The 22,832-nt window shown below is 47.2% G+C and carries 21 protein-coding genes; 9 read left to right on the forward strand and 12 right to left on the reverse strand.

Features of this window, described 5'->3' with window-relative positions; genetic code table 11:
• Positions 1-7 precede the first annotated feature (7 nt).
• From A3IE_RS0102245 to A3IE_RS0102280, 8 genes are all read right to left on the reverse strand, one after another.
• Positions 8-1,861 carry a methyl-accepting chemotaxis protein gene (locus A3IE_RS0102245; protein WP_020393954.1) on the reverse strand — a complete coding sequence of 618 codons (1,854 nt, stop codon included), beginning with the start codon at positions 1,859-1,861 and terminating at the stop codon, positions 8-10.
• Between the two features lie 35 nt (positions 1,862-1,896).
• Positions 1,897-2,322 carry a hypothetical protein gene (locus tag A3IE_RS0102250; RefSeq protein ID WP_020393955.1) on the reverse strand — a complete coding sequence of 142 codons (426 nt, stop codon included), beginning with the start codon at positions 2,320-2,322 and terminating at the stop codon, positions 1,897-1,899.
• Between the two features lie 45 nt (positions 2,323-2,367).
• On the reverse strand, positions 2,368-2,745 hold the full coding sequence (locus A3IE_RS0102255) for a response regulator (protein WP_020393956.1): 378 nt from the start codon (positions 2,743-2,745) through the stop codon (positions 2,368-2,370).
• A gap of 186 nt (positions 2,746-2,931) precedes the next feature.
• Positions 2,932-3,912, reverse strand: coding sequence for a dipeptide ABC transporter ATP-binding protein (locus A3IE_RS0102260; protein ID WP_020393957.1), 981 nt, complete (start codon positions 3,910-3,912; stop codon positions 2,932-2,934).
• Complete coding sequence (locus tag A3IE_RS0102265; protein WP_020393958.1) at positions 3,909-4,886, reverse strand: ABC transporter ATP-binding protein; 978 nt, start codon at positions 4,884-4,886, stop codon at positions 3,909-3,911. The genes A3IE_RS0102260 and A3IE_RS0102265 overlap by 4 nt, the downstream gene beginning before the upstream one ends.
• On the reverse strand, positions 4,883-5,758 hold the full coding sequence (locus A3IE_RS0102270) for an ABC transporter permease subunit (RefSeq protein ID WP_020393959.1): 876 nt from the start codon (positions 5,756-5,758) through the stop codon (positions 4,883-4,885). The genes A3IE_RS0102265 and A3IE_RS0102270 overlap by 4 nt, the downstream gene beginning before the upstream one ends.
• Complete coding sequence (locus A3IE_RS0102275; protein WP_020393960.1) at positions 5,755-6,768, reverse strand: ABC transporter permease; 1,014 nt, start codon at positions 6,766-6,768, stop codon at positions 5,755-5,757. The genes A3IE_RS0102270 and A3IE_RS0102275 overlap by 4 nt, the downstream gene beginning before the upstream one ends.
• 56 nt (positions 6,769-6,824) lie before the next feature.
• Positions 6,825-8,420 carry an ABC transporter substrate-binding protein gene (locus A3IE_RS0102280; protein ID WP_020393961.1) on the reverse strand — a complete coding sequence of 532 codons (1,596 nt, stop codon included), beginning with the start codon at positions 8,418-8,420 and terminating at the stop codon, positions 6,825-6,827.
• Between the two features lie 195 nt (positions 8,421-8,615).
• On the opposite strand from A3IE_RS0102280, the gene A3IE_RS0102285 reads away from it, so the two are divergent.
• Positions 8,616-9,401 carry a L,D-transpeptidase family protein gene (locus A3IE_RS0102285; RefSeq protein ID WP_020393962.1) on the forward strand — a complete coding sequence of 262 codons (786 nt, stop codon included), beginning with the start codon at positions 8,616-8,618 and terminating at the stop codon, positions 9,399-9,401.
• Here A3IE_RS0102285 and A3IE_RS0102290 read toward each other — a convergent pair.
• Positions 9,393-10,442, reverse strand: coding sequence for a PLP-dependent cysteine synthase family protein (locus A3IE_RS0102290; RefSeq protein WP_020393963.1), 1,050 nt, complete (start codon positions 10,440-10,442; stop codon positions 9,393-9,395). The two genes, A3IE_RS0102285 and A3IE_RS0102290, sit on opposite strands and share 9 nt — an antisense overlap.
• Positions 10,443-10,524: 82 nt before the next feature.
• On the opposite strand from A3IE_RS0102290, the gene A3IE_RS0102295 reads away from it, so the two are divergent.
• Complete coding sequence (locus A3IE_RS0102295; RefSeq protein ID WP_026154735.1) at positions 10,525-12,405, forward strand: chorismate-binding protein; 1,881 nt, start codon at positions 10,525-10,527, stop codon at positions 12,403-12,405.
• Here A3IE_RS0102295 and A3IE_RS0102300 read toward each other — a convergent pair.
• Entirely contained in the window at positions 12,402-13,391 is a 990-nt protein-coding gene (locus tag A3IE_RS0102300) for a GlxA family transcriptional regulator (RefSeq protein WP_033406277.1), read from the reverse strand. The genes A3IE_RS0102295 and A3IE_RS0102300 overlap by 4 nt on opposite strands.
• A 90-nt stretch (positions 13,392-13,481) precedes the next feature.
• On the opposite strand from A3IE_RS0102300, the gene bcoG reads away from it, so the two are divergent.
• The 6 genes from bcoG (at position 13,482) to A3IE_RS0102330 (ending at position 20,682) form a co-directional block, all read left to right on the forward strand.
• Complete coding sequence (gene bcoG, locus A3IE_RS0102305; RefSeq protein WP_020393966.1) at positions 13,482-14,384, forward strand: 3-dehydrocarnitine:acetyl-CoA trimethylamine transferase BcoG; 903 nt, start codon at positions 13,482-13,484, stop codon at positions 14,382-14,384.
• A 10-nt stretch (positions 14,385-14,394) separates the two neighbouring features.
• Positions 14,395-15,867: a carnitine 3-dehydrogenase gene (locus A3IE_RS0102310; RefSeq protein WP_020393967.1), complete on the forward strand. Its 1,473-nt coding sequence runs from the start codon at positions 14,395-14,397 to the stop codon at positions 15,865-15,867.
• A 2-nt stretch (positions 15,868-15,869) separates the two neighbouring features.
• On the forward strand, positions 15,870-17,030 hold the full coding sequence (locus A3IE_RS0102315; protein ID WP_020393968.1) for an acyl-CoA dehydrogenase family protein: 1,161 nt from the start codon (positions 15,870-15,872) through the stop codon (positions 17,028-17,030).
• Positions 17,031-19,127, forward strand: a complete 2,097-nt coding sequence (locus A3IE_RS0102320) for an acetate--CoA ligase family protein (RefSeq protein ID WP_020393969.1) — start codon at positions 17,031-17,033, stop codon at positions 19,125-19,127.
• Positions 19,120-19,908 (forward strand): carnitinyl-CoA dehydratase, encoded by a 789-nt coding sequence (locus A3IE_RS0102325; RefSeq protein ID WP_020393970.1) that lies wholly within the window; start codon positions 19,120-19,122, stop codon positions 19,906-19,908. The genes A3IE_RS0102320 and A3IE_RS0102325 overlap by 8 nt, the downstream gene beginning before the upstream one ends.
• A 99-nt stretch (positions 19,909-20,007) precedes the next feature.
• Entirely contained in the window at positions 20,008-20,682 is a 675-nt protein-coding gene (locus A3IE_RS0102330) for a gamma-glutamylcyclotransferase family protein (protein ID WP_020393971.1), read from the forward strand.
• A gap of 90 nt (positions 20,683-20,772) precedes the next feature.
• Here A3IE_RS0102330 and A3IE_RS0102335 read toward each other — a convergent pair whose 3' ends face one another.
• Positions 20,773-21,204, reverse strand: coding sequence for a VOC family protein (locus A3IE_RS0102335; RefSeq protein WP_033406209.1), 432 nt, complete (start codon positions 21,202-21,204; stop codon positions 20,773-20,775).
• A 93-nt stretch (positions 21,205-21,297) separates the two neighbouring features.
• Here A3IE_RS0102335 and soxR point away from each other — a divergent pair, with 93 nt between their 5' ends.
• On the forward strand, positions 21,298-21,756 hold the full coding sequence (soxR, locus tag A3IE_RS0102340) for a redox-sensitive transcriptional activator SoxR (RefSeq protein WP_020393973.1): 459 nt from the start codon (positions 21,298-21,300) through the stop codon (positions 21,754-21,756).
• 185 nt (positions 21,757-21,941) lie between these two features.
• On the opposite strand, the gene A3IE_RS0102345 is transcribed toward soxR, so the two are convergent.
• Positions 21,942-22,814 carry an amidohydrolase family protein gene (locus A3IE_RS0102345; protein ID WP_020393974.1) on the reverse strand — a complete coding sequence of 291 codons (873 nt, stop codon included), beginning with the start codon at positions 22,812-22,814 and terminating at the stop codon, positions 21,942-21,944.
• Positions 22,815-22,832 lie beyond the last annotated feature (18 nt).

Here is a 22,832-nt window from a genome sequence, read left to right on the forward strand (position 1 = left end):
GAATCCATCAATCCTCTAATTTGAACACATTGACTGAAGCCACTAATTGCTTAGCATGGTCAACCATTTGGCGCGTTAAGCTGGTGAGTGAGAGCAGGTTTTTGCCAGTCGCTTGGGTGGATTGTAAAATGCGTTCAGCGCGTTGGCGCAGATTCTGACTGACTGACACTTGCTCTGAGGATTGACTGGCAATGTCCTCTACCGAGCCCACTAAATCCAAAGTCGACGCTAAACTGACTTGCATTTGTTCAGCAGCCTGCTCTGCAAGTTTAGAGCCACTCACCACCTCAGAAATCGTATGATCCATGGTGGTAATAGTGGTATTGGCTTCTTGCTGAATATTGCGCACCAAGAGGTTAATTTGTTCAGTCGATTCACGTGAGCTTTGGGCGAGTTGTTGGATTTCTTCGGCAATCACCGAGAATCCACGTCCGGCTTCACCGGCTGCACTTGCTTGCATACTGGCATTTAAAGCCAAAACGGTAGTCCGCTCAGCAATCGTGCCAATGATATCGACAATCCGTGAAATTTCTTGCGAACGTTCCCCCAAACGTTTTAAACGTTTACCGGTCTCTTGCACGGTTTCGCGAATCCCAGCCATGCTGCTTAAGGTGCTAGAGACCGACTCACGCGCCTCACGTGTGGCTTGTGAAGTATTACTGGCTACCAGATTGGCATGTTGGGCTACTTCCGCAATGGCCTCGAAGCGCTTCAAAATCACTGCTAATTGCTCTGCAGTCTCTTCGGCTTCCTCGCGCTCAATATGGGATAATTGACTCACTGAAAGCGCGTGCTGATTAACATCCAAAGTCGCCTGCTCCACTTGCTGAGCAATGCTACGTACTTTTTGCAAAACAGCACTGGTGTCCTCAGCTAATTGATTAATCGCATCCGCTAAAGGCCCTGTTGCATCCTCCGTAACCCGTGCACGCACCGTTAGATTGCGGTCACTCAAATCAGCTACCGCACCTAATAACGCAAATACCGAATCATTTAACTGATGATGGTCAGCGGCAATACGTTGTTGGGTGGCAATACGTTGCTCGACCATCCCATCAAAGGCTTCAGCCAACTCGGCCATTTCATTATGACCGACCAGATTCACCCGCGCATTCAAATCCCCTGCTGAAATGTCACGCATGGTATTAATGAGCTTATTCATTTGGGTGGCAATCGAGCGATAAATTAAATACCCTAAAATTGCCGCCAGCCCCATTCCTAATATCATGACGGCAATAGAAATTAATAATAAACGCCTCGACTCAGAGCTTGATTTCTCAAAATTATTATAGGCAATCTGTAATTCTTTTTCGACCTGTTGATTTAAGGCTTTATTTAAAGGTGTAATTTCAGTGTGAATGGTATGCTTTAAGTAATTGGTTAAAGCAACGGTATCTTTGTTTGCTAATAGTACTAAATTCTTTTTCATCGAATCAGCAAGCTTATTTAACTCCTGCACGGTATCTACCGTATTCAGCACCATAGAGGGCGAGCTAGTTTCATTTTTTATTTTTTGGTCAAGCGCTTGATATTTCGGAATAATATTGTCTCTTAATGTTCTCTCAGTGCGTTCTAGTCGCACTTGAGCGCTATACCAAGATTCATTCCCTAAAGCTACTTGATCCAGTAAGTTTAAATAATCTTGTTGTAAATAACGTGAAATTTCATTGCCTAATCCTACTAATTCAACATGATCACTCAAACCGGTTAATACACTTTGGCTTTTATTGAGTGCGTAAACCACCATGCCGCTTATGCCAATTAACAAGATAATAGGAATCAAAACCAGCAAATTAATGCGCTGCGCTACAGAAATATTGTCAAAGAACCTCGCTTTCGGTCGACTGGCATCGTTACTCATAGGCTATACTCTCTTCATTTTTATAGCTGTTTGGATTAACGCTTTTGGTTACAAAGTAAGCTAAATAAGCGCACATGGTTGACTTGGAGAATGAGTCCTACTTCATCCTGCCAAACGTGTTGTACCCAACTTGGCAAAGTGCTTGGTGTATCGATGGCTAGATCATCACTGGGGTAGTCGATAGTGGTGGGTAGACCATCGCAGCCAATGACGACCTCTTTATAATGCTCAGGCTTAAACCATAAGAAATACGTTTTAGGCGGCAATGAGCCATTTAATAAAATGCGGTGCATATCTAGTACAATGCATAAATCCCCTCGCACACTGGTTAAGCCTGCACACCACGTCGGTGTAAACGGGATCGGATAAACCTGTGTAGTCGTAATCAGTTCGGAACGAATGCCACTTTCTATTAGAATGCGATAAGCTCCAAGCGGATAGCAAAAAATAGATTCAGTCACGTTTACTCTTTGTCATAGGTTTGTGGGTAGTGCTTAATTAAAACCTTAGCTTGCGCTGGCTTTGGCTAGACTTGCTAAAATAGCCTGTTCGGTATAGGGTTTGACAATGTAGTCACAAGCACCCAAGCGGCTAGCCCATTGAATATCTACGGGATTTGCTTTGGTAGATACCATAATGACCGGAATGGCGGCGGTTACTGGATTACGTTTGAGTTGGCGGCACGTTTGGTAACCATCACCGTTTTCCATCAGAATATCTAAAAAAATCACACCGGGTTGATGCTCTTGGGCTGCTTCATAAGCATCATTGCCTGAGGCAGCCTGTAACACCATACACCCTGCGTTTTGCAAAATCGTAGCGAGATTTAAGCGTTCTGTTTGAGAGTCGTCCACGACAAGGGCTGTTTTAGCGTATTGAGACATTAAGTTCCATCTCTTGATTGGGGTTTAGATGTGAACGCAAAACACATCTATAAAGCTATTGGGTATTTTTACTGACTTACTTTGAAAGGGTGGAAGATCAAAGTATTAGTATTGACACTTTATCGAGCATAGCTAAATTTGTCGCAAAAGCAAGCCTATTAGCAGACTTTAGCTAGGGGTAATTTTTTAAATAGTTTGGTTTTTATTTATGGCTTCTGCTTGTATGCAAGCCACCTGCGCTTTATTCAATTCACGCAACAGGGGTATTTCCTGACGACAAGCCTCCTGCACGTAGGCACAACGTGGGCCAAAGGGGCAACCTTGCGGCGGGCGCAAGGGGGAAGGTGGCTCGCCTTGTAAGTGAATACGTTCACGTTTCTCGCCTACTTCTGCCACGGGTGTCGCAGAGAATAAAGCTTTGGTATAAGGGTGTTGTGGTGTGCTGAAAATAGTTTGCGCATCCGCATATTCTACGGCACGCCCGAAATACATCACCATTACATAATCAGCAATACGCTGCACTACCGATAGATCATGTGAAATAAAGACATAAGCTAAACCCAAATCGTGTTGTAGTTCGGTAAGCAGATTAAGGATTTGTGCACGGACAGATAAATCGAGGGCGGACACAGGCTCATCTAATACCACCACTTTTGGTTTGAGCATTAATGCGCGGGCAATGGCAATGCGTTGACGCTGTCCACCGGAAAACATATGCGGATAACGCTCGACAAATTCAGGGCGTAAACCGACCCGTGACATCATATCTGCAACCGCCGCACGACGCTCGTCACGCGACAGTTTCGTATTAAGCAGCAATGGCTCTTCCAGCATTTGTTGGATTGTTTTGCGCGGATTGAGTGAACCATAGGGATTTTGAAATACCATTTGCACGCGCTGGCGTAATGCTGCATCAGGCTTATGTGCGGTATCGACAGGCTGACCTGCTAACCATAATTCACCGGCTGATGGTGTTTCAATCAGGGTTAAGGAGCGCGCCAACGTCGATTTACCGCAGCCGGATTCACCGACTACGGCTAAAGTTTCCCCTGCATTTAAGCTAAAACTGACCCCATTTAAAGCACGCACGCTGAGCGGTTTTTGGAACAGGCCTTGGCGTGCCACGTATTCTTGCCGCAAATTGACTGCACGCAATACTTCGCTCATTGCGCTACCTCGACTGGATTTAACGGATAATGACAACGGAGCCATTGCTCAGGCTGGCGCACTAAAGCCGGTTGCTGTTCATGGCATAAGACTTGGGCATGAGTACAACGGGGTGAAAATAAACAGCCTGTAGGGCGATCTTTTTGCCCCGGTACTATGCCTTGAATGGTTGGCAAGAAATCACCAGCCGGTGCACGTTCCGGTAAGGCATCTAAGAGAGCGGCAGTATAAGGATGATGTGGGTGATTAAATAAACCAAAGACGGGCTGCTTTTCGACTTGCTGTCCCGCGTATTGCACCACGACTTGCTGTGCCGTTTCTGCCACTACTCCCATGTCATGGGTAATCAGAATTAAGCCCATTCCTTGCGTTTGTTGTAGCTTCAGCAGCAATTCCAAAATCTGCGCTTGTACCGTGACATCGAGTGCCGTGGTTGGCTCATCAGCAATGAGTAATTTAGGATTGGCGGCTAAGGCCATCGCTATCATCGCACGTTGGCTCATGCCGCCCGACATTTGATGCGGATACGCTTTATAACGACGTTGTGGATCGGGAATACCCACGATTTCTAGTAGGTGTAAAGCGCGCTCCAGCCTTTCTTTTTTCGATCCGCCTAAGTGAATTCGAATAGCCTCATCAATTTGATAACCCACCGTAAAACAAGGGTTGAGGCTAGACATAGGCTCTTGGAAAATCATCGCTATGGTGCCGCCATTGAGTTTGCGACGCTGTTTGGCAGGCATAGCCAGTAAGTCCTGTCCATCAATTTTTAGTTCATCGCAAGTAATGCGCGCGGTGGGTGGCAAGAGATTCATCACCGCCATCATCGCTACCGATTTGCCAGAACCCGACTCACCGACAATAGCTAAGATATCGCCCGCATTCACTGCTAAATGAATGCCTTCAACGGCTTGGAACCAACCATTTTGTGTCGGAAAGGCCACTGATAAATTGCGAACGCTTAATAGACTCATGAGCGGCGCATCCTTGGGTCAAGGGCATCGCGCAACGCATCACCCACTAAATTAATCGAAAGCACAGTCAATAGAATGGCAAGCCCCGGAAAAGTGACAACCCACCAAGCGCGGCTAATAAACTCACGAGCTTCCGCCAGCATCGCACCCCATTCGGGAATCGGTGGTTGTGCGCCCATACCGAGGAAGCCTAAGGCGGCTGCATCCAAAATCGCATTGGAGAAGGATAAAGTGGCCTGAACGATCAGCGGTGCCATACAGTTTGGCAGAATGGTATTGAACATCAAGCGCCAATTACTCGCGCCAACAATGCGGCTAGCCACGACATAATCGCGATTCTTTTCGCTTAAAACATTAGCGCGGGTTAAACGTACAAAATGCGGTAACATGACCAAAGCGATGGCATACATGGCATTGACCAAACCAGGGCCTAGAACTGCGACTAAACCTAAGGCGAGCAGTAAACTAGGGAAGGCTAAAATCACATCCATCAAGCGCATAATAATGGTGTCAACCCAGCCTTGATAATAGCCTGCTAATAAGCCTAAGAGTGTGCCCGCCATGACAGCCAACGAGACAACGACAAAGCCAATAAACATCGAATAACGTGCGCCATAAATGAGTCGCGATAACACATCACGCCCCACCGCATCCGTACCTAAGATATAAGGCCAATGACCAGCTTCTGTCCAAATCGGTGGTAGTAATAGAGCATCACGGTTTTGCAAGCTAGGATCGAAGGGGGCAATGAGGTCTGCGAAAATAACGCACACCAACACTAAGCCTAAAAAGCCTAAACCCCATAAACCGCCTTTGCTTTCTTTGAAATAATTCCAAGTGGTACGCCAAGCATCATCCGCGAACAGTTTCATTTGCCGTCCCTCACGCGCGGATTAATCCAGCCATACATTAGATCCACGATCAAATTGACCAACATCACCAGCATAGAAATAAATAATAAGCCACCTTGCACGGCTGGGTAGTCGCGATGTGAAATCGCATCAATCATCCATTTGCCCACTCCCGGCCAAGAGAAAATGCTTTCAGTTAATACCGCACCGGCAAGTAAAGTGCCCACCTCTAATCCAATGACTGTGACTACGATAATCATGGCATTGCGCAACGCATGAATCCCAATCACCCGCCAAGTGGGTAGACCTTTTGCATAGGCAGTACGAATATAATCCTCACCCAACACTTCTAGCATCGCCGAGCGGGTCTGGCGAGCGATCACCGCCATGGGAATGGTTGAAAGCACCACACTTGGCAGGATCAGATGATGTAAAGCTGATGTGACCGCGCCTTCTTGCCCAGAAAGCCACGCATCCACGGTCATGAATCCAGTCACTGGCTCAAAATAGTAATTAATAATATCTAAGCGCCCTGAGACAGGTGTCCAACCCAAGGTAGTGGAGAACAGCATAATAAGCAGTAAGCCCCACCAGAAAATCGGCATCGAATAGCCCGTTAGTGCGCTACCCATTAAGACATGATCAGGCCAACGCCCACGTTTCACCGCAGCAATAATGCCTGCAGGAACACCGACGAGTACCGCAATCAAAATCGCAAAAAAAGCGAGTTCCATCGTCGCTGGTAAACGCTCAAAAAATTCTTCAACAACAGGTCGATGCGTCGAAATCGATTGACCAAAATCGCCTTGTACAAGGTTTTTGAGATAGTTCAAATACTGCACAAGGACGGGTTTGTCTAAACCAAATTGCGCGATCATCTCAGCGCGACGCTCATCTGAGATGCCACGTTCACCCGATAAGATCGTGACAGGATCGCCGGGTAAGAGGCGCACAAATAAAAAAGCCGCTAGGGTAATTCCTAAAAAAGTCGGAATGAGTAGCGTGATTTTGCTAAGAATAAACTTGAACAAGCTGGGACTCCTTGTGTGAAACGAGAGCTGCTAGTGTGCAGCTCTCGTTCAAGTGATTATTCAGCTAAATCGACGGCTTTGAATTGGTGTAAACCAAAGGGTGATTGTTTGTAGCCAGTCACATTTTTACGTGCGACCTCATAGACGACCGAGTGCGCAATAGTCGCCCAAGGCGCTTCTTTCTTAAACACTTCTTGCGCTTGCTCATACAACTTAGCACGTTCGCCTTGATCACTTAAGGATTTGGCTTTTTGTACTAAATCGTTGAATTCTTGATTGCACCAGAATGCACGGTTTGAGCCATCTTTTACCGCATCGCAACCCAGTAATACGGCCAAGAAATTGTCTGGATCACCGTTGTCACCTGTCCAACCCATCAATAAGGTGTCGTGTTCACCTTTTTTGGAGCGTTCTAAATATTCTGCCCATTCATAACTAACGATTTGTGCATCTACGCCGACAGCTTTCCAGTCAGCCTGAATCATTTCCGCCATACGCTTAGCATTTGGGTTGTAAGGACGCTGTACCGGCATGGCCCAAATATTAGTTTTAAGGTCTTTCACACCTGCTTCGGCCAATAATTTTTTTGCGCCTTCCACATCATAAGAATCATCCACAACTTTATCGTTATAGCTCCACATGGTCGGTGGAATAGGGTTTTTCGCAACTTTACCTGCACCTTGATACACCGCATCCAAGATTGCTGGCTTATTGATTGCCATATTCAGTGCTTTGCGCACGCGTACATCATCGAAGGGTTTTTTGGTAGTGTTATAAGCAAAATACCCGATGTTCAAACCCTCTTGGCTTAACAGCGTAACATCTTTGTTTTCCTGCATGGCCTTGAGATCAGCGGTATTGGGGAAAGGCATTAAATGGCATTCGCCTGCCTGTAACTTTTGCCAGCGCACCGCATTATCCTTGGTAATGGCAAATACCAAGTTATCGATTTTGGGTTTGCCTTCCCAATAAGTTTCATGCGCTTTGTAGCGGATCATTGCATCTTTTTGATAAGCCACTAATTGGAAGGGACCAGTGCCCACCGGATCGGTATCAATTTTTTCCGGCGTTTTTGCCTTCATCATGGCATCCGCATATTCCGACGATAGAATCGAGGCAAAGTCCATCGCCAAGTTAGCCAACATGGGCGCTTCGGGGCGATTTAAGGTGAATTTGACGGTATAGTCATCCACTTTATCAATCGACTTCAAGACATCAGGCATGGACATGCCCGTGAAGTACTCATAATTGCCATTAGAGACTTTGTGATAAGGATGGTCGGCTTTCCACTGACGATTAAAAGAGAACAGCACATCATCGGCATTAAAATCACGCGTAGGGGTGAAGTCTTTCGTAGTGTGGAATTTGACGCCTTTGCGTAATTTGAAGGTATAAGTTAAACCATCGGGACTGACTTCCCATGACTCCGCTAAGGCTGGGGAAATGCTGGTTTCACCCGGATTGAATTGAACGAGGCGGTCATACATCGCTTGACCGGCTGCATCGAAGGTCGTGCCATCCGTATAAAATTGGGGGTTAAAACCAGAAGGAGCGCCTTCCGAACAGTACACAAAAGTTTTCGGGGCTGCATAGGCTTGGGGTAAGAAACAAACAGCACTTAACACTGATATTGCGATTAATCGCTTTTGCATAGCTAACTCCTCGTTATAAATTTGATCTGACCAGCAAATCTTATCCTCGTTTATAGCCAGAATATGCTCCTTTGGGGTTTGGTTCGTCAAGCCTAGCTAGCAAACCTTTATAGTCCTAAGTCAAAACTTAAGTTCAAAATTTTCAACCCACTAGCTTGCTAAGCTAAGATAGCCATAAAAGCGCTGGTGACTTCGATGAAAAAAGTATTTATGGGTTTATTAGTGCTGGCTCTAGTGGCTGGGCTGAGCTATTGGTTCTTTCCAATGACTATTCAAGCGGGACTTAAGGTGATTAAAACAAAGCTACTCGATCAGCGTCCTCACTACAACGTTGCGGATCGGTTAAATCAGTTTGGCGATGTAGCAGCCGAACGTCTAAGACCGTATTTCCAACAAGCTAAGCTAGATTTTCCGCCTTTAGCACTTAGTTTATTGGCTTTTAAAGATACGAAACGCCTAGAACTATATGCAAGCGATGCACAAGGAAGCTGGCATTTTATTCGCTCCTATACGATTCAAGCAGCTAGTGGGGTATTAGGGCCGAAGCTACGTGAGGGAGACAAGCAAGTACCAGAAGGGATTTATCAGATTGAGCTTCTTAATCCTAATAGCTTGTACCATGTGTCATTACGCCTGAACTACCCGAATACCTTCGACCAGCAAATGGCCGTCAGGGACGGTCGCACGCAATTAGGTTCCGACATTATGATTCATGGCAAAAATGTATCAATTGGCTGTTTAGCGATGGGTGACGAGGCGGCTGAGGAACTATTTGCCCTAGCCGCTTGGGTAGGAACAGAACAGGTTAAGGTGGTGATTGCACCCACTGATTTTCGGATCAAGCCAGCGAGCTTAAGTGCTAACTTGCCCGTGTGGACAGAAAGTCTTTATCAATCCTTAAATGTGGAGCTCACACAATATCCGCCAGTAGCTGCCCCTCTTCAAGGCTTGCCGCAAGTGAGCACCCGTCATTTAAACTAAAGTAGCTAATTCCTGCGCATAACGACTGTAATCACCAAACTGTTGTTGTATCCAAGCAGGATTATAATAAGTTTCTAAATAGCGCTCACCACTGTCGCAGAGCAAGGTCACGATAGAACCTTGTTTGCCGCTCTCACGCATTTCACGCGCTAATTGCAGCACGCCATACAAATTGGTTCCGGTCGAAGGTCCAACTTTACGTCCCAAGCGTTGTTCCAACCAATACATGGTCGCAATGCTCGCAGCATCAGGAATGTGGCGCATTTCATCAATGACACTGGGAACAAAACTTGGCTCAACACGCGGGCGGCCAATCCCTTCAATTTTACTACCGCAGTCATGTTTGAGGTTTTTATCAAGGCAATGGTAATAATCGAAAAACACCGAGTTCTCAGGATCAACCACGCATAAACGGGTCGGGTATTTTTGATAACGAATAAAGCGCCCAATGGTCGAAGAAGTGCCACCTGTGCCCGCGCTCATCACAATCCACTCCGGAATCGGGTGATCTTCCAGCGCCATTTGGCTGAAAATACTATCGGCAATATTATTATTCCCACGCCAATCCGTGGCGCGCTCCGCATAGGTGAACTGATCCATATAATGCCCGTTTAGCGCCTGCGCCAAACGATGCGATTCGGCATAAATTTGATCGCTGCGCTCGACTAAATGCGCTTTACCCCCGAAAAATTCGATCTGCTCAATCTTTTTGCGTGCCGTGGTTTTCGGCATCACGGCAATAAAAGGCAAGCCTAATAAACGTGCAAAATACGCTTCAGAAACGGCAGTGCTACCTGAAGAAGATTCAATAATGGGCGTATCTTGTTTAACCCAACCATTACACAATGCAAATAAAAAGAGCGAGCGTGCCAAGCGGTGTTTTAATGAACCGGTAGGATGCGTGCTTTCATCTTTCAAATAAATATCAATGCCTTGCAAGCTATTAATTGCTAGCTTGATCAAATGCGTATCCGCCGAACGTTGAATATCGGCTTCAATTTTTCGAATCGCTTCGTGAGTCCAGTGTCGATTATTGCTCATGGCGTTGTCCCTGCTAAATGCAGTTGTTTTATGCTAATTGGCCAGCTCTGCTAAGATTCGGCCTGCTCAATAATAATCTAAAATGTCTATGCGTTCCTTACAGTACTGTACCGCTCTTTTATTCGATGGTAGCCACGCACAAGCGCAGAGCCGTTTATACACTCAGGCTCAAAAGCGATGGTTAGTATATGGTCACGGCGAATCCGATGCGCGTGAGCGTTTACACAACACCTTAAATGAAATCGATGCTTGGGTAAAAGCAGGCAAAGGGCAGGTGGTGCTAGCCTTATCCTATGAGGCGACAGCAGCTTTCAGTGTGGCGGAGGGTGTGGTATTAACGCAAAAAACAGACTCGTCACCTTGGCTACAAGCGCTGGGCTTTTCTGAGCCGCAACTATTAAATCGCCAGCAAGCCTTAGCGTGGTTACACACTCAAGGTCAGGGGGTGACAACACATCTGACGCCAGTACAGCCTGCTTTAGCACAAGCAGCGTTTATTGAGCATATTGACGCGATTCGTGCGCTAATTGCCGCCGGCGATACTTATCAAGTGAATTACACTTTTCCGCTCCACAGCGAATTATTAGCCAGCACCTATAAGGATGCAGGTTTAGCAGCACTGTATGCGCAGCTAGTCAGCGATCTCAATATTGCTTATGGTGCATTCCTCACGTTGCCACACACCAGTATTTTGTCCTTTTCGCCCGAATTATTTGTCGAAATGACCGCGAATGAAATGCTTTGTAGACCTATGAAAGGTACGGCGGCAGTGGCTGATGATGCGGCCGAAACCCAACGTCGTGCCGAGCTCTTAAGTCAAGACACCAAGAATCGCGCTGAAAATGTGATGATTGTTGATTTAATGCGCAATGATTTATCGCGTTTACCAGAAGTAGAGCAAGTTAGTGTGCCAACTTTATTTGAAGTGAAGCGCTACGGTCATGTGCTGCAAATGACAAGTACGGTGAAAGCCGCCTTACGCAAGCAACCAAGTTTATTGACCTTATTGAATGCTTTATTTCCCTGTGGCTCGATCACCGGTGCACCCAAACGTCGTACTGTGCAAATTATTGATGAATTAGAGCCTTATGCGCGTGGCGCTTATTGTGGTGCGATTGGCTTTATTGAGCCATTGGCGAATGAGCAAATGCACGTGGTACTGAATGTGCCGATTCGCACCCTACAAACCAAGGATAAACCGCAAGTGGATGCCGTGAATATAGCCCATTGGCCTTTGCAGCTCTCGGTGGGTGCAGGCATTACTTATGGTTCAGATGCACCATCCGAATGGGAAGAGTCTTTGCTCAAAGCAAGTTTCTTGACGCGTCATACCCAAGCCTTTGAGTTGATCGAAACCATGCGTGTTGAGGGTGGAGAGGTTAGCTTATTCGAGCAGCATTTAGCACGCTTACAAAACAGTGCTCAAGCCTTTGGGTGGCCGATTCCAAGTCAAGCGGCGGTGCAAGCTTGTATGGCTAAAGCTATTAGTTCAACAGACTCTACAATCAATCCCATTCGTCTGCGTTTGACCCTCAATGCAGCAGGTCAATTGCAAGCAAGTACCATGGCGTTAGAGCCTGTGCAGCAACCCGTCAACCTTGCGTTGTATAAGATACCGGTCGCTTCCAACAATCCTTTTTTGCAGCATAAAACCACTGCACGTGCCTTGTATAATCAAGCACTGGCGGAGGCAAAGGCGGCACATTTATTTGATTATTTATTTATCAATGAACGTGGCGAGCTCACGGAAGGGGCGCGCAGTAATGTATTCGTTAGGCTAAACGGTCAGTGGTATACACCACCCTTGCGCTGTGGCTTATTAGCCGGTGTGCAGCGTTCAGTCTTAATGAAAGCGCTTGCTGCTCAAGAGCGCATTTTATATCCGGCTGATGTGCGACAAGCTGAGCAAATTAAGCTTTGTAATGCACTTTATGGCGGTTTAGTAGCAAGCTTTATACCTTAAAAGCTTTTTGCGGCATTTTGTTTAAATCGACGGCGATAAGGGGCTGGGCTCAACTGATACGCTTCACGAAAGGCGCGGGATAAAGTCGCCAGTGAGCTAAAACCGGTACGTAGGGCAATTTCTTGCATGGACAAATGGGTATCAGTCACTAAGCGGCGCGCACTTTGTAGCCGTAAATGCAGATAATACTGCGTGGGTGAGCAGTGCAGATGTTCACGAAATAGGTATTCTAAGAGGCGGATCGAGAGCTGAAGCTGTGCCGCTAATTGCTTTATGCTAAGCGGATCGTCCAAACGCTCACTCATTAGACGAATCGCAGCGGCAATACGCGGCTCTTGCTGACTTAGCAAACCTAAAGACACCAAAGGCTGAGCATCAGTGCCAGTGTGTACCGTGTCGTAGATAAAAATACTGGCGACTTCCAGAGCGAGTTGCTGACCGTAGCGGCTGCTAATCAAATGCAGCATGAAATCGAAACTGGGTGAAGCGCCACCGGTAGTGAAAATATTGCCATCCAACACGTAACGATCAGGCATCACTTGCACATTCGGATAACGCAGTGCGAAGTCCTCCAAGTCTTCCCAATGGGTGGTGGCCTTTTTATTCGTTAGTAATCCCATACGCGCTAATACCCAGCTTCCTGCTTCAATTCCGCCAATGAAGCGAAAGCGCGGAATGAGTTTATGCAATTGGCGTAGCAAGGTTTTGTCGTAATGTTGCTCATTATTAAAGCCCGCAAGGATTAGTAAGAGATCGCCTTGGATTTGCGTATTCAAGATCGCATCGGGTTGAATGCTAATCCCACAGGTGAGCACGGCTGCTTGATTATTGGGCGTATAAATCTGCCAGTCGAAGAGTTTAGTTTGTGCCAAACGATTCGCACCCCGCATCACATCCAAGACACAGGCCAACGACATGAGCGACGATTCTGAACCAATGATCAAGGCAATTTTTAAGGGTTCAGTGGAGCGCGTGAATAGGTTCATTGCGTTTTTAGCAAAATAAATTGCGAATAAAGTCAATCATAGCGCAAAACCTCATGCCATGATGCACAGAGTGAGATTGAGGAGTTCATCATGCTTAAGCCAAATCGCCATGTCTTTATCACTTGTGCCGTGACGGGTGCAGGCGATACCACCAGCCGTTCCAATAAAGTTCCCGTAACCCCGCGTCAAATTGCCGATAGTTGCATTGAAGCTGCCCAAGCCGGTGCTGCGGTGGTGCATATTCATGTACGTAATCCGCAAACCGGCGGCCCTGCGCGCGATCCTGCTTTATACCGTGAAGTAGTGGATTATATTCGTGAGTCCGGCGTGGATATGGTGCTAAACCTGACGGCGGGCATGGGCGGGGATTTAACCTTAGGTAGTGTAGAGCAACCCTTGCCACCCGCTACCCTAGGCACGGATATGGCTGGAGCAACCGAACGTTTAGCGCATGTACGTGAACTCTTACCTGAAATTTGTACGCTGGATTGCGGCACCATGAATTTCGGCGAAGGCGATTATGTAATGACCAATACACCAGCCACGTTGAAAGAAATGGCGCGCCAAATCAAAGAACTAGGGGTGCGTCCTGAAATTGAGGCTTTTGATACCGGCCATATTCTGCTCGCTAAATGGCTAAAAGAGCAGGGCTTGATTGAAGATCCGGGCATGATTCAATTGTGCATGGGCATTCCGTGGGGTGCGCCGGATGATTTTTCTACCTTTATGGCGATGGTGAATGCGGTGCCGAAAGAGTGGACTTTCTCGGCGTTTTCGATTGGACGAAATCAATTGCCGTATGCGGCGATGGCGATTCTAGCGGGTGGCAATATTCGCGTTGGTTTAGAAGATAATATTTGGCTGGATAAAGGCGTATTGGCGAGCAATGGCGATTTAGTCAAGCGTGCGGTGACCATTGCGGAAGGCATGGGCTGCAAGATTATGATGCCGAATGAAGTTCGTCAAAAAATGCAATTGCAGAAGCGCTGGTAAGGAGTTAATGATGCAGCAAATTAAACAAGCAGCAGTGATTGGCGGTGGTGTGATTGGTGCGGGTTGGGTGGCACGTTTGATTGAAAATGGCATTAGCGTGCGTATTTATGATCCTGATCCGACTGCTCCGCAAAAAGTCGATGCGGTACTCAATAATAGCCGCCACGCCTATAGCAAATTGACCATGGCACCACGCCGCGCCGAAGGAAAGTTTACCTTCGCTAGTGATATTGCTAGCGCGGTTAAAAACGCGGATTGGATTGTCGAAGCTGTACCAGAGCGGCTGGATTTAAAGCAAAAGATTTACCGTGAGATTGAGGCGGCTGCTCCTCAAGCTACGATTATTGCCTCCTCCACCTCCGGGATTTTACCGACTGATTTGCAAGCTGGCTTACAGCACCCTGAACGATTGTTAGTTGCCCATCCGTTTAATCCAGTTTACCTCTTGCCTTTGGTGGAATTGGTCGGTGGTCAGCAAACGACTGCTGCCACCATTGAGCGTGCACAAGCGTTTTATCGCAGCATGGGTATGCATCCTTTGCATATCAAAAAGGAAATCGAAGCTTTCATTGCGGATCGTTTATTGGAAGCGGTTTGGCGTGAGTCTTTATGGCTAGTTAGCGATGGTATTGCTAGTACCGAAGATGTGGACGATGCGATTCGTTATGGCTTTGGTTTGCGTTGGGCGCAGATGGGTTTATTTGAAACTTATCGCATTGCGGGTGGCGAAGCAGGGATGCGCCATTTCATGGAGCAATTTGGCCCTTGTTTGACTTGGCCTTGGACGAAGTTGACCGATGTGCCTGAATTCAACGATCAATTAGTCGATTTGATTGCAGGTCAATCGGATGCGCAATCCGGTCACCACAGCATTCGTGAACTGGAGCGGATTCGCGATAATAATCTAATCGCGATCCTACAAGCATTGAAAGCCCATGATTGGGGCGCGGGCAAAGCTTTAGCGGCTTATGAAAAGGCGCAATACGATGCGGCAGCAACTCCAGCGCAAACGCAGGTCGATTACAGCCAGCCCATCAAAACCGTAGAGCGCAGCGTGCCGACAGATTGGACCGATTACAATAATCACATGAATGAAAGTCGTTATCTGCAAGTGTCGAGCGATGCGACCGATGCGTTTATGCGTTTGATTGGGGTGGATGCGGCTTATGTGGAAGCGGGTGGCTCTTACTTTACGGTGGAAACGCATATTCGACATTTGGACGAAGTACGCGCTTTAGAGCCGATTGTGGTCACCACGCAAGTGTTGCAGGGTAGTGGGAAAAAGCTGCATCTCTTTAATCGCATCCAGCACGCGGATGGGCGCTTATTAGCCACGGCGGAGCATATGTTAATTCATGTAAGTTTAAAGACACGTAGCGCCAGTTTGCCAAGTGAAGCAGTAGCGCAGAAGCTGGCTGAAATCGCGCAAGCACAAGCGCATTTAGCCAAGCCAGACGGAGCCGGACGCGCCATTGGAGGCTAGCAATGGAGTTTGGATTAAGCACTGAGCAACAACTGATTGTCGATACGGTGCGCAGCTTCGTGGAAAACGAAATGTATCCCCACGAAGCTGAAATCGAACGCACGGGGCAAGTGCCTTTGGAATTAGGTTTAGAAATCCGCGATAAATGCCGCGACTTGGGTTTTTATGCCGCGAATATGCCCGAAGCAGTGGGCGGCGGTGGTTTAAATCATTTAGATTTTACGCTCTTGGAGCGTGAATTAGGCCGTCCTTCAATGGCTTTGTCAGTGTTCTTTGGTCGACCTTCAGGAATTTTATTAGCTTGTGAAGGCGAGCAGCGCGAACGTTATTTATTACCGGCGGTGCGTGGCGAACGCTTTGATGCTTTAGCCATGACTGAACCAGATGCGGGTTCGGATGTGCGTGGTATGAAATGCTATGCCAAACAGGATGGCGGCGATTGGATCATCAATGGCTCGAAGCATTTCATTAGCCATGCCGATATTGCTGATTTTGTGATTGTGTTTGTCGCGACCGGCGAAGAGCAAACCGCGCAGGGCAAGAAAAAGCTCATTACTTGCTTTCTGGTTGATCGTGATACCGCAGGCTTTGAAATCCGCAAAGGTTATCAATCTGTCAGTCATCGCGGTTATCACAATTGCATTTTGAATTTCGATAATTGCCGCGTTCCTGCTGCACAAATCTTAGGCGAAGTACACCAAGGTTTCGATATGGCCAATAAATGGCTCTATGGCACACGCTTAACCGTTGCAGCCTTTTGTGTCGGGCGCGCACGGCGCGTCTTTGAATTAGCGCTACCTTATGCAGCCGAACGCAAGCAATTTGGGCAAGCGATTGGTCGTTTCCAAGGCGTGTCTTTTAAGCTTGCCGATATGATTACCGAGATTGATGCCGCCGATTATTTAACCCTTGCGGCGGCTTGGAAAATGGATCAAGGCTTGGATGCGGATCGGGAAATTGCTAGCGCAAAATTATATGCGACCGAAATGCTCGCGCGGGTGACGGATCAAGCTTTGCAAATCTTTGGTGGTATGGGTTTGATGAGCGATTTGCCCCTAGAACGTTTTTGGCGGGATGCACGGGTGGAGCGTATTTGGGATGGTACTTCCGAGATTCAACGCCATATTATTTCGCGCCATCTGCTGCGCCCTCTGGGGTGCTAAATGCAGCGCCCCTTTGATTTAAAGCGCCTATTACGTCCACGCTCGATAGCTGTGGTTGGTGGTAATTCGGCGTTGAATGTCTTACTGCAATGCCAGCGCATGGGCTATGAGGGTCAATTATGGCCGATTCATCCCACCCGTACCGAAATGGCGGGTTTAAGCGTTTATCGCAGTATCGCTGATTTACCAACTGCCCCTGATGCTTGTTTTGTGGGTGTGAATCGCCAACTTACGGCGCAGATTATTGCAGCGCTTGCGGCCAAAGATGCGGGTGGGGCGATTTGTTATGCCTCTGGTTTCCGCGAAGCGGATGCGGAAGGTGAACGCTTAGAAGCTGAGTTACAAGCTGTTGCTACGATTCCGGTGCTTGGCCCTAATTGCTATGGTTTGATTAATTATATCGACGGTGTAGCACTGTGGCCGGATCAACACGGTGGAAAGCGCTTAGCAGCACAGCAAACCGGCGTGGCATTATTAGCACAATCCTCGAATTTGGCGATTAATCTCACCATGCAGCAACGCGGCTTACCCGTCGCTTATGTTTTGACAGCGGGTAATCAGATGCAAATCGGCTTATCTGATCTCGCTTTGGCGGTATTAGATGATCCGCGTGTCACGGCTTTGGGTTTACACATTGAAGGTTTTGATTCGATTGCCGGATTTGAAGCTTTAGCGCGCAAAGCACGTTTTCTACATAAACCCGTGGTGGTTCTCAAAGTCGGCAAAACGAGCCAAGCCCAGCAAGCGGCCTTAACCCATACCGCTTCTTTAGCAGGTTCTCAAGCTGCATCAACTGCCTTTTTAAAGCGCTTAGGTTTTGGGCAAGTCGACTCAATTGCAGCTTTTTTAGAAACTCTTAAGCTGTTGCATGTACATGCTAGTTTGAGCACTTATAGTCTTTCTTCACTCAGTTGTTCCGGTGGTGAAGCGAGTTTAATAGCCGATGCTGCTGTAAATCGTAAAGTTTATTTCCCAACGCTAACCCCTGAGCAAAAAGCACCGATTGAAGCCGTATTGGGGCCGACAGTGACGGTGAATAATCCGCTGGATTATCAAACCTATGTCTGGGGCGATGAGCCAGCGATGACTGCAGCTTTTACCCATTTATTAAAAATCGGCTTTGGTTTGAGCCTATTGATTTTGGATTTTCCTCATCCTGAGCGTTGTCAGCACGATGACTGGTTAATCGCATTGCGTGCCCTCGAAGCTGCGGTACAAACCACGGGACAAAAAGCCGCACTGGTGGCTAGCCTGCCGGAGAATCTGCCAGAGGTGTACGTCGAGCGCTTAGCTTTTCAAGGGATTGCCGCTTTAAGTGGTTTTGATGAAGCCATAATAGCAGCAGAGATTGCTGCGGAGATCGGGGCTTATTGGCAGCAAGCGGAAGCTCAGCCTTTAATACATCCAGCGGTTTCGACCTTGTCAGCGCAAACCTTCTTGTCAGCGCAAACCTTAGATGAAGCCACCGCGAAAGCTTTCTTGGCACAAGCTGGCGTGTCTATACCGCGTGGGCAAACCGTGCAAAGTTTAGAGGAAGCACTCGCGGTGGCTGAGCAATTAAATTATCCGCTGGTGTTGAAAGCCTTAGGGATTGCGCATAAAACTGAGCAACAAGCAGTGTGCTTAAATTTGCAGAATGCGGCAGCCTTGAGCCAAGCCTTTGCTGATATAAAGGATTTAGGTTCAGGTTTATATCTGGAGCAAATGATTAAGGCAGGTGTGGCTGAATTATTAGTAGGCTTTCATCGCGATCCACGCCTCGGCTTAGTCATGACACTCGGCTTGGGTGGGATTTGGGTGGAATTATTTCGCGATAGCCAAACCTTATTATTGCCGAGTTCTGAAAGCGAGATTAAGCAAGCATTATTCAGCTTAAAAGCTGCGCCTTTATTGCAAGCTTATCGCGGTAAACCGCCTGCTGATCTAGACGCAGCGCTAGCGGCGATTATGTCCATTCAAGCCTTTGTTTTAAACAATGCCGCTGCCATTCACGAATTGGATATCAATCCTTTAATGGTTTGTGCGTCGGGGCAAGGCGCGTATGCCGTGGATGCTTTATTGAGTATGGCTTTAAGCGAGGAGCAGAACCATGACTGAATCTGTGGTGAAAACGCGGCGTGAAGGCGCGATTTTAGAGGTCACTTTAGATCGCCCAAAAGCCAATACGATTGATTTAGCGACCAGCCGTTTGATGGGGCAAACCTTCAAAGCTTTTCGGGATGATCCAGACTTGCGTGTCGCGATTGTGCGTACTGCAGGCGAGAAATTCTTCTCAGCAGGTTGGGATTTGAAGGCTGCCGCGAATGGGGATGCGGTGGATGGTGATTATGGGGTTGGTGGTTTTGCGGGTTTGCAAGAGTTACGTGATTTGAATAAGCCCGTGATTGCAGCCGTGAATGGTATGGCGGTGGGCGGTGGCTTTGAGTTGGCTTTGTCTGCCGATTTAATTTACGCCACGGCGCATAGTAGCTTTGCTTTGCCTGAAATTCGTGCAGGTACTTTGGCGGATGCAGCGACTGTGAAGCTCCCTAAGCGCATTCCTTATCATGTCGCGATGGATTTATTGTTCACAGGTCGCTGGATGGATGTGCAAGAGGCGCAGCGCTGGGGCTTAGTGAATGAAATTTTAGCCGATGAAGCTGCTTTAATGAACCGTGTTTGGGAAATCGCGCGTTTATTGGCTTCGGGGCCACCTTTAGTCTTTGCTGCGATTAAAGAAGTAGCGCGTGAAGCAGAAGCAATGAGCTTCCAAAATGCGATGAATTACATCACCAAACGAAAGTTCGCGACGGTTGATGCGCTCTATGATAGCGAGGATAATTTGGAAGGTTTTAAAGCCTTCGCGGAGAAGCGTAATCCAGTTTGGAAGGGCAGATAAATCTTATCGCTAGTGGCATAGTCGACTCAGGCTGGGGCTGTTTAAAACCTTGAGAATACCCGTTGATGGGCTTAGGGGCAGTTTTAAAAAGGACTGGGTTTGTTACGTATTTTTTTCTGGAAGCTAGGTTTTGAGTGGGTGAACCTATTGCGCTTGTTATGGCCTCGGCATACAGAGCGTATTTATTATTTTGCGTTTGGTGCGAATCTGAGTCCGGAGGTTCTCAAGCAGCGGCGGATTGCGGTGTTTGAAACGCTTGATTTTGCCTTACAGGATTGCGCCTTACGTTTTACCCAAAGTGGTTTTTATCAAGACCATGGGTTTGCTTCGGCTGAGCCAGCATTGGGTGAAAGGGTCTATGGCAAGCTGTATTTAATTCGGCAAAGCGATGCACGCCGTATGGATTATTACGAAGGTGTGCCATGGTTGCGGGCACATCATAAAGTTATGACTAGGCAACAGGGCTACTATTTCTATTATTACCGCGCTACGCAAGTAGTTGAGAACCTAAAACCAACCCAAGAATACTTGGATTACATCACTCAAGCCTACCGTAAAATGGACATGGTGCCCATCGACTATATTCAGGCAATGGAAGCCCTTCCGGTTTTGCGGGTATTTAAACCCTTAAACCGCACAGGCAATTTTGTGCGTAACTTAGCTGACTGGCCGCCAATCTTGCATCCCTTATTGATTCAATATGAGGCCAGCTGTCGACGCTTGGTGAAATGGACATGGAATATGTCTTTGCTCACAGGGTTGATTAAAGCCTAATAAATGGTTAGAAATGGTGAGTTGAGCGACGCTTGATTTCCGCTTTGAAATACTGGAAAGACCGCATAGAGCACCAAAGCGGAGCTTTATTTAAGGCGCAAGACTTAAATTCCGCTCAGCAGGTAAATCACTCAAATACTCCACAAACTCTACCTCAAATCCTGCTGGGTCGATGAAATACACATTTTTACGATAAGGTTCATCTGCGCCATTTTTAGCAATAGCATAACCTGCTTGTTGGAGGCGATGAATCAGTGCATCTAGGTTTTGTGTTACATAAGCAAAGTGCGCCAAGCCTAGGCTATGGCCTTCTAGTTTACGATTTTCTCCCTCACCATGATCACTCAGCGCTAGGTAGTGATAATCATCGCCAAAGTGTAGCCACTTGCGTGGCTTGCCATACCACTCGCCTTGGCCTTCAGCACGAATGCGCCAATGTGGAAATACTGCACGGTAGAATTTCAACATTGCATCCACATCGCTATTGCTGACTACTAAATTTACATGCTCTAAATACATCATTATTTCCTTGCTTTTGAGATCTTACTCAAGATAAAACCTCAAGCTAGGTTGAGGTAAAGGCTTTTTTGCAAACGCTAAAAAAGGGAGAGCATCATGGCAGAAGCAAGTTGGAGTGTTGGGCGAGTCGCTAAGCGCTGTGGCATCAAGATCAGTACTTTGCACTTTTATGAGGAAAAAGGCTTGATTAACAGTTGGCGCAATGCGGGCAAGCAACGTCGCTACAAACCTGATGTACTCCGACGTATTGCGGTGATTAAGGCTGCTCAAAAAGTGGGCATTAGCTTGGAAGAGATTAAACAAGCCTTTTTGTCATTGCCTGATAAACGCACGCCGACTATTGAAGATTGGCAAGTTCTATCACAGAATTGGCAAGTTATGTTGGATGCCCGCATTGCTTATTTGCAGAATTTGCGTGATTACTTAACCGGTTGTATTGGCTGTGGCTGTTTGAGTATGACGAAATGCCCGCTTTACAATCCAGAGGATGTATTGGGCAAGGACGGCGTGGGAGCAGTCATTTTAGACAAGCCCGCCATTACTTTGACAACCTGAGGCGCTTTGCTCTTATTATTAAGGCTGCTACTGCTTTGCTGTAATGAATTTCAAGGAGTTAGCGCATTATTCACTTTTGTGAGTCAGAGCTAAGCTATTCATAAAAGTACAGCAGCCTATGGCGAGGACGAATAAAGTATCTCGCTTTCCAGTCTCTAAGAGGCTGCTGTTTTGATTAGCATGAACTAAGTGGGGAAGCCATACAAACGCGCTGGATTATCCACCAAAATTTTCTGCTGAATCGCAGGATCACGCGCAATTAACGGTACTAAATCTAATAAATCGGCATCATTCGGCATGTGCTTTTTGATATTGGGATGGGGATAGTCGGTTCCCCACAAAATACGATCCGGTGCCACTTCAATAAACCCTTGTGCAAATGGCACAGCATCATAAAACGGTGGCCCCATGGAAATACGCTCAGAGCCACAGACTTTCATCCACCAATTATCGCGCTGCATGCGTTCTAATAGGATTTTATAAGCTTGTTGCCCGACACCTTCAGTGGTTGGTACACGTCCCATGTGATCGACCACGATATCCATATCGATGGCATCGAAAAACTCCGCATAAGTAATTACATCTTCTGCATTCACATGAATCACTAAATGCCAGCCTAAGGGTTTGACACGTTGCAACACCGTTTTCATGCTGTCCAGATTGGGTGCGCCCCCTAGATGCTTGACGAAATTGAAACGCACGCCACGTACACCGCCATCATGCAAGTCTTGGAAATCGTTTTCAGTGAAACTGTCATTGGCGATACACACGCCACGATAAGCACCATTGCTGGACTTGATCGCATCCAGCATGGCGCGATTGTCCGTGCCGTGACAGCTCGCTTGTACGAGCACTGCACGTGCAATCCCTAGTTTGTCATGCAAACGTTTGAGTGCCTGTTTATCCGCATCTGGCGGCCAATACGACGCTTTGTCTGAGTAGGGAAAGACTTCATGTGGCCCAAATACATGACAATGCGCATCACACGCCTTGGGTGGTGCTTTATACAAGGGAGCGCGGGTATTATTGTCGGGTGGCAGACAACTCGGTTTGCTCATGCTTCTTTCTCCTCCAAG

Origin of the sequence: Thiolinea disciformis DSM 14473 (assembly GCF_000371925.1) — a bacterium.
Lineage (GTDB): Bacteria > Pseudomonadota > Gammaproteobacteria > Thiotrichales > Thiotrichaceae > Thiolinea > Thiolinea disciformis.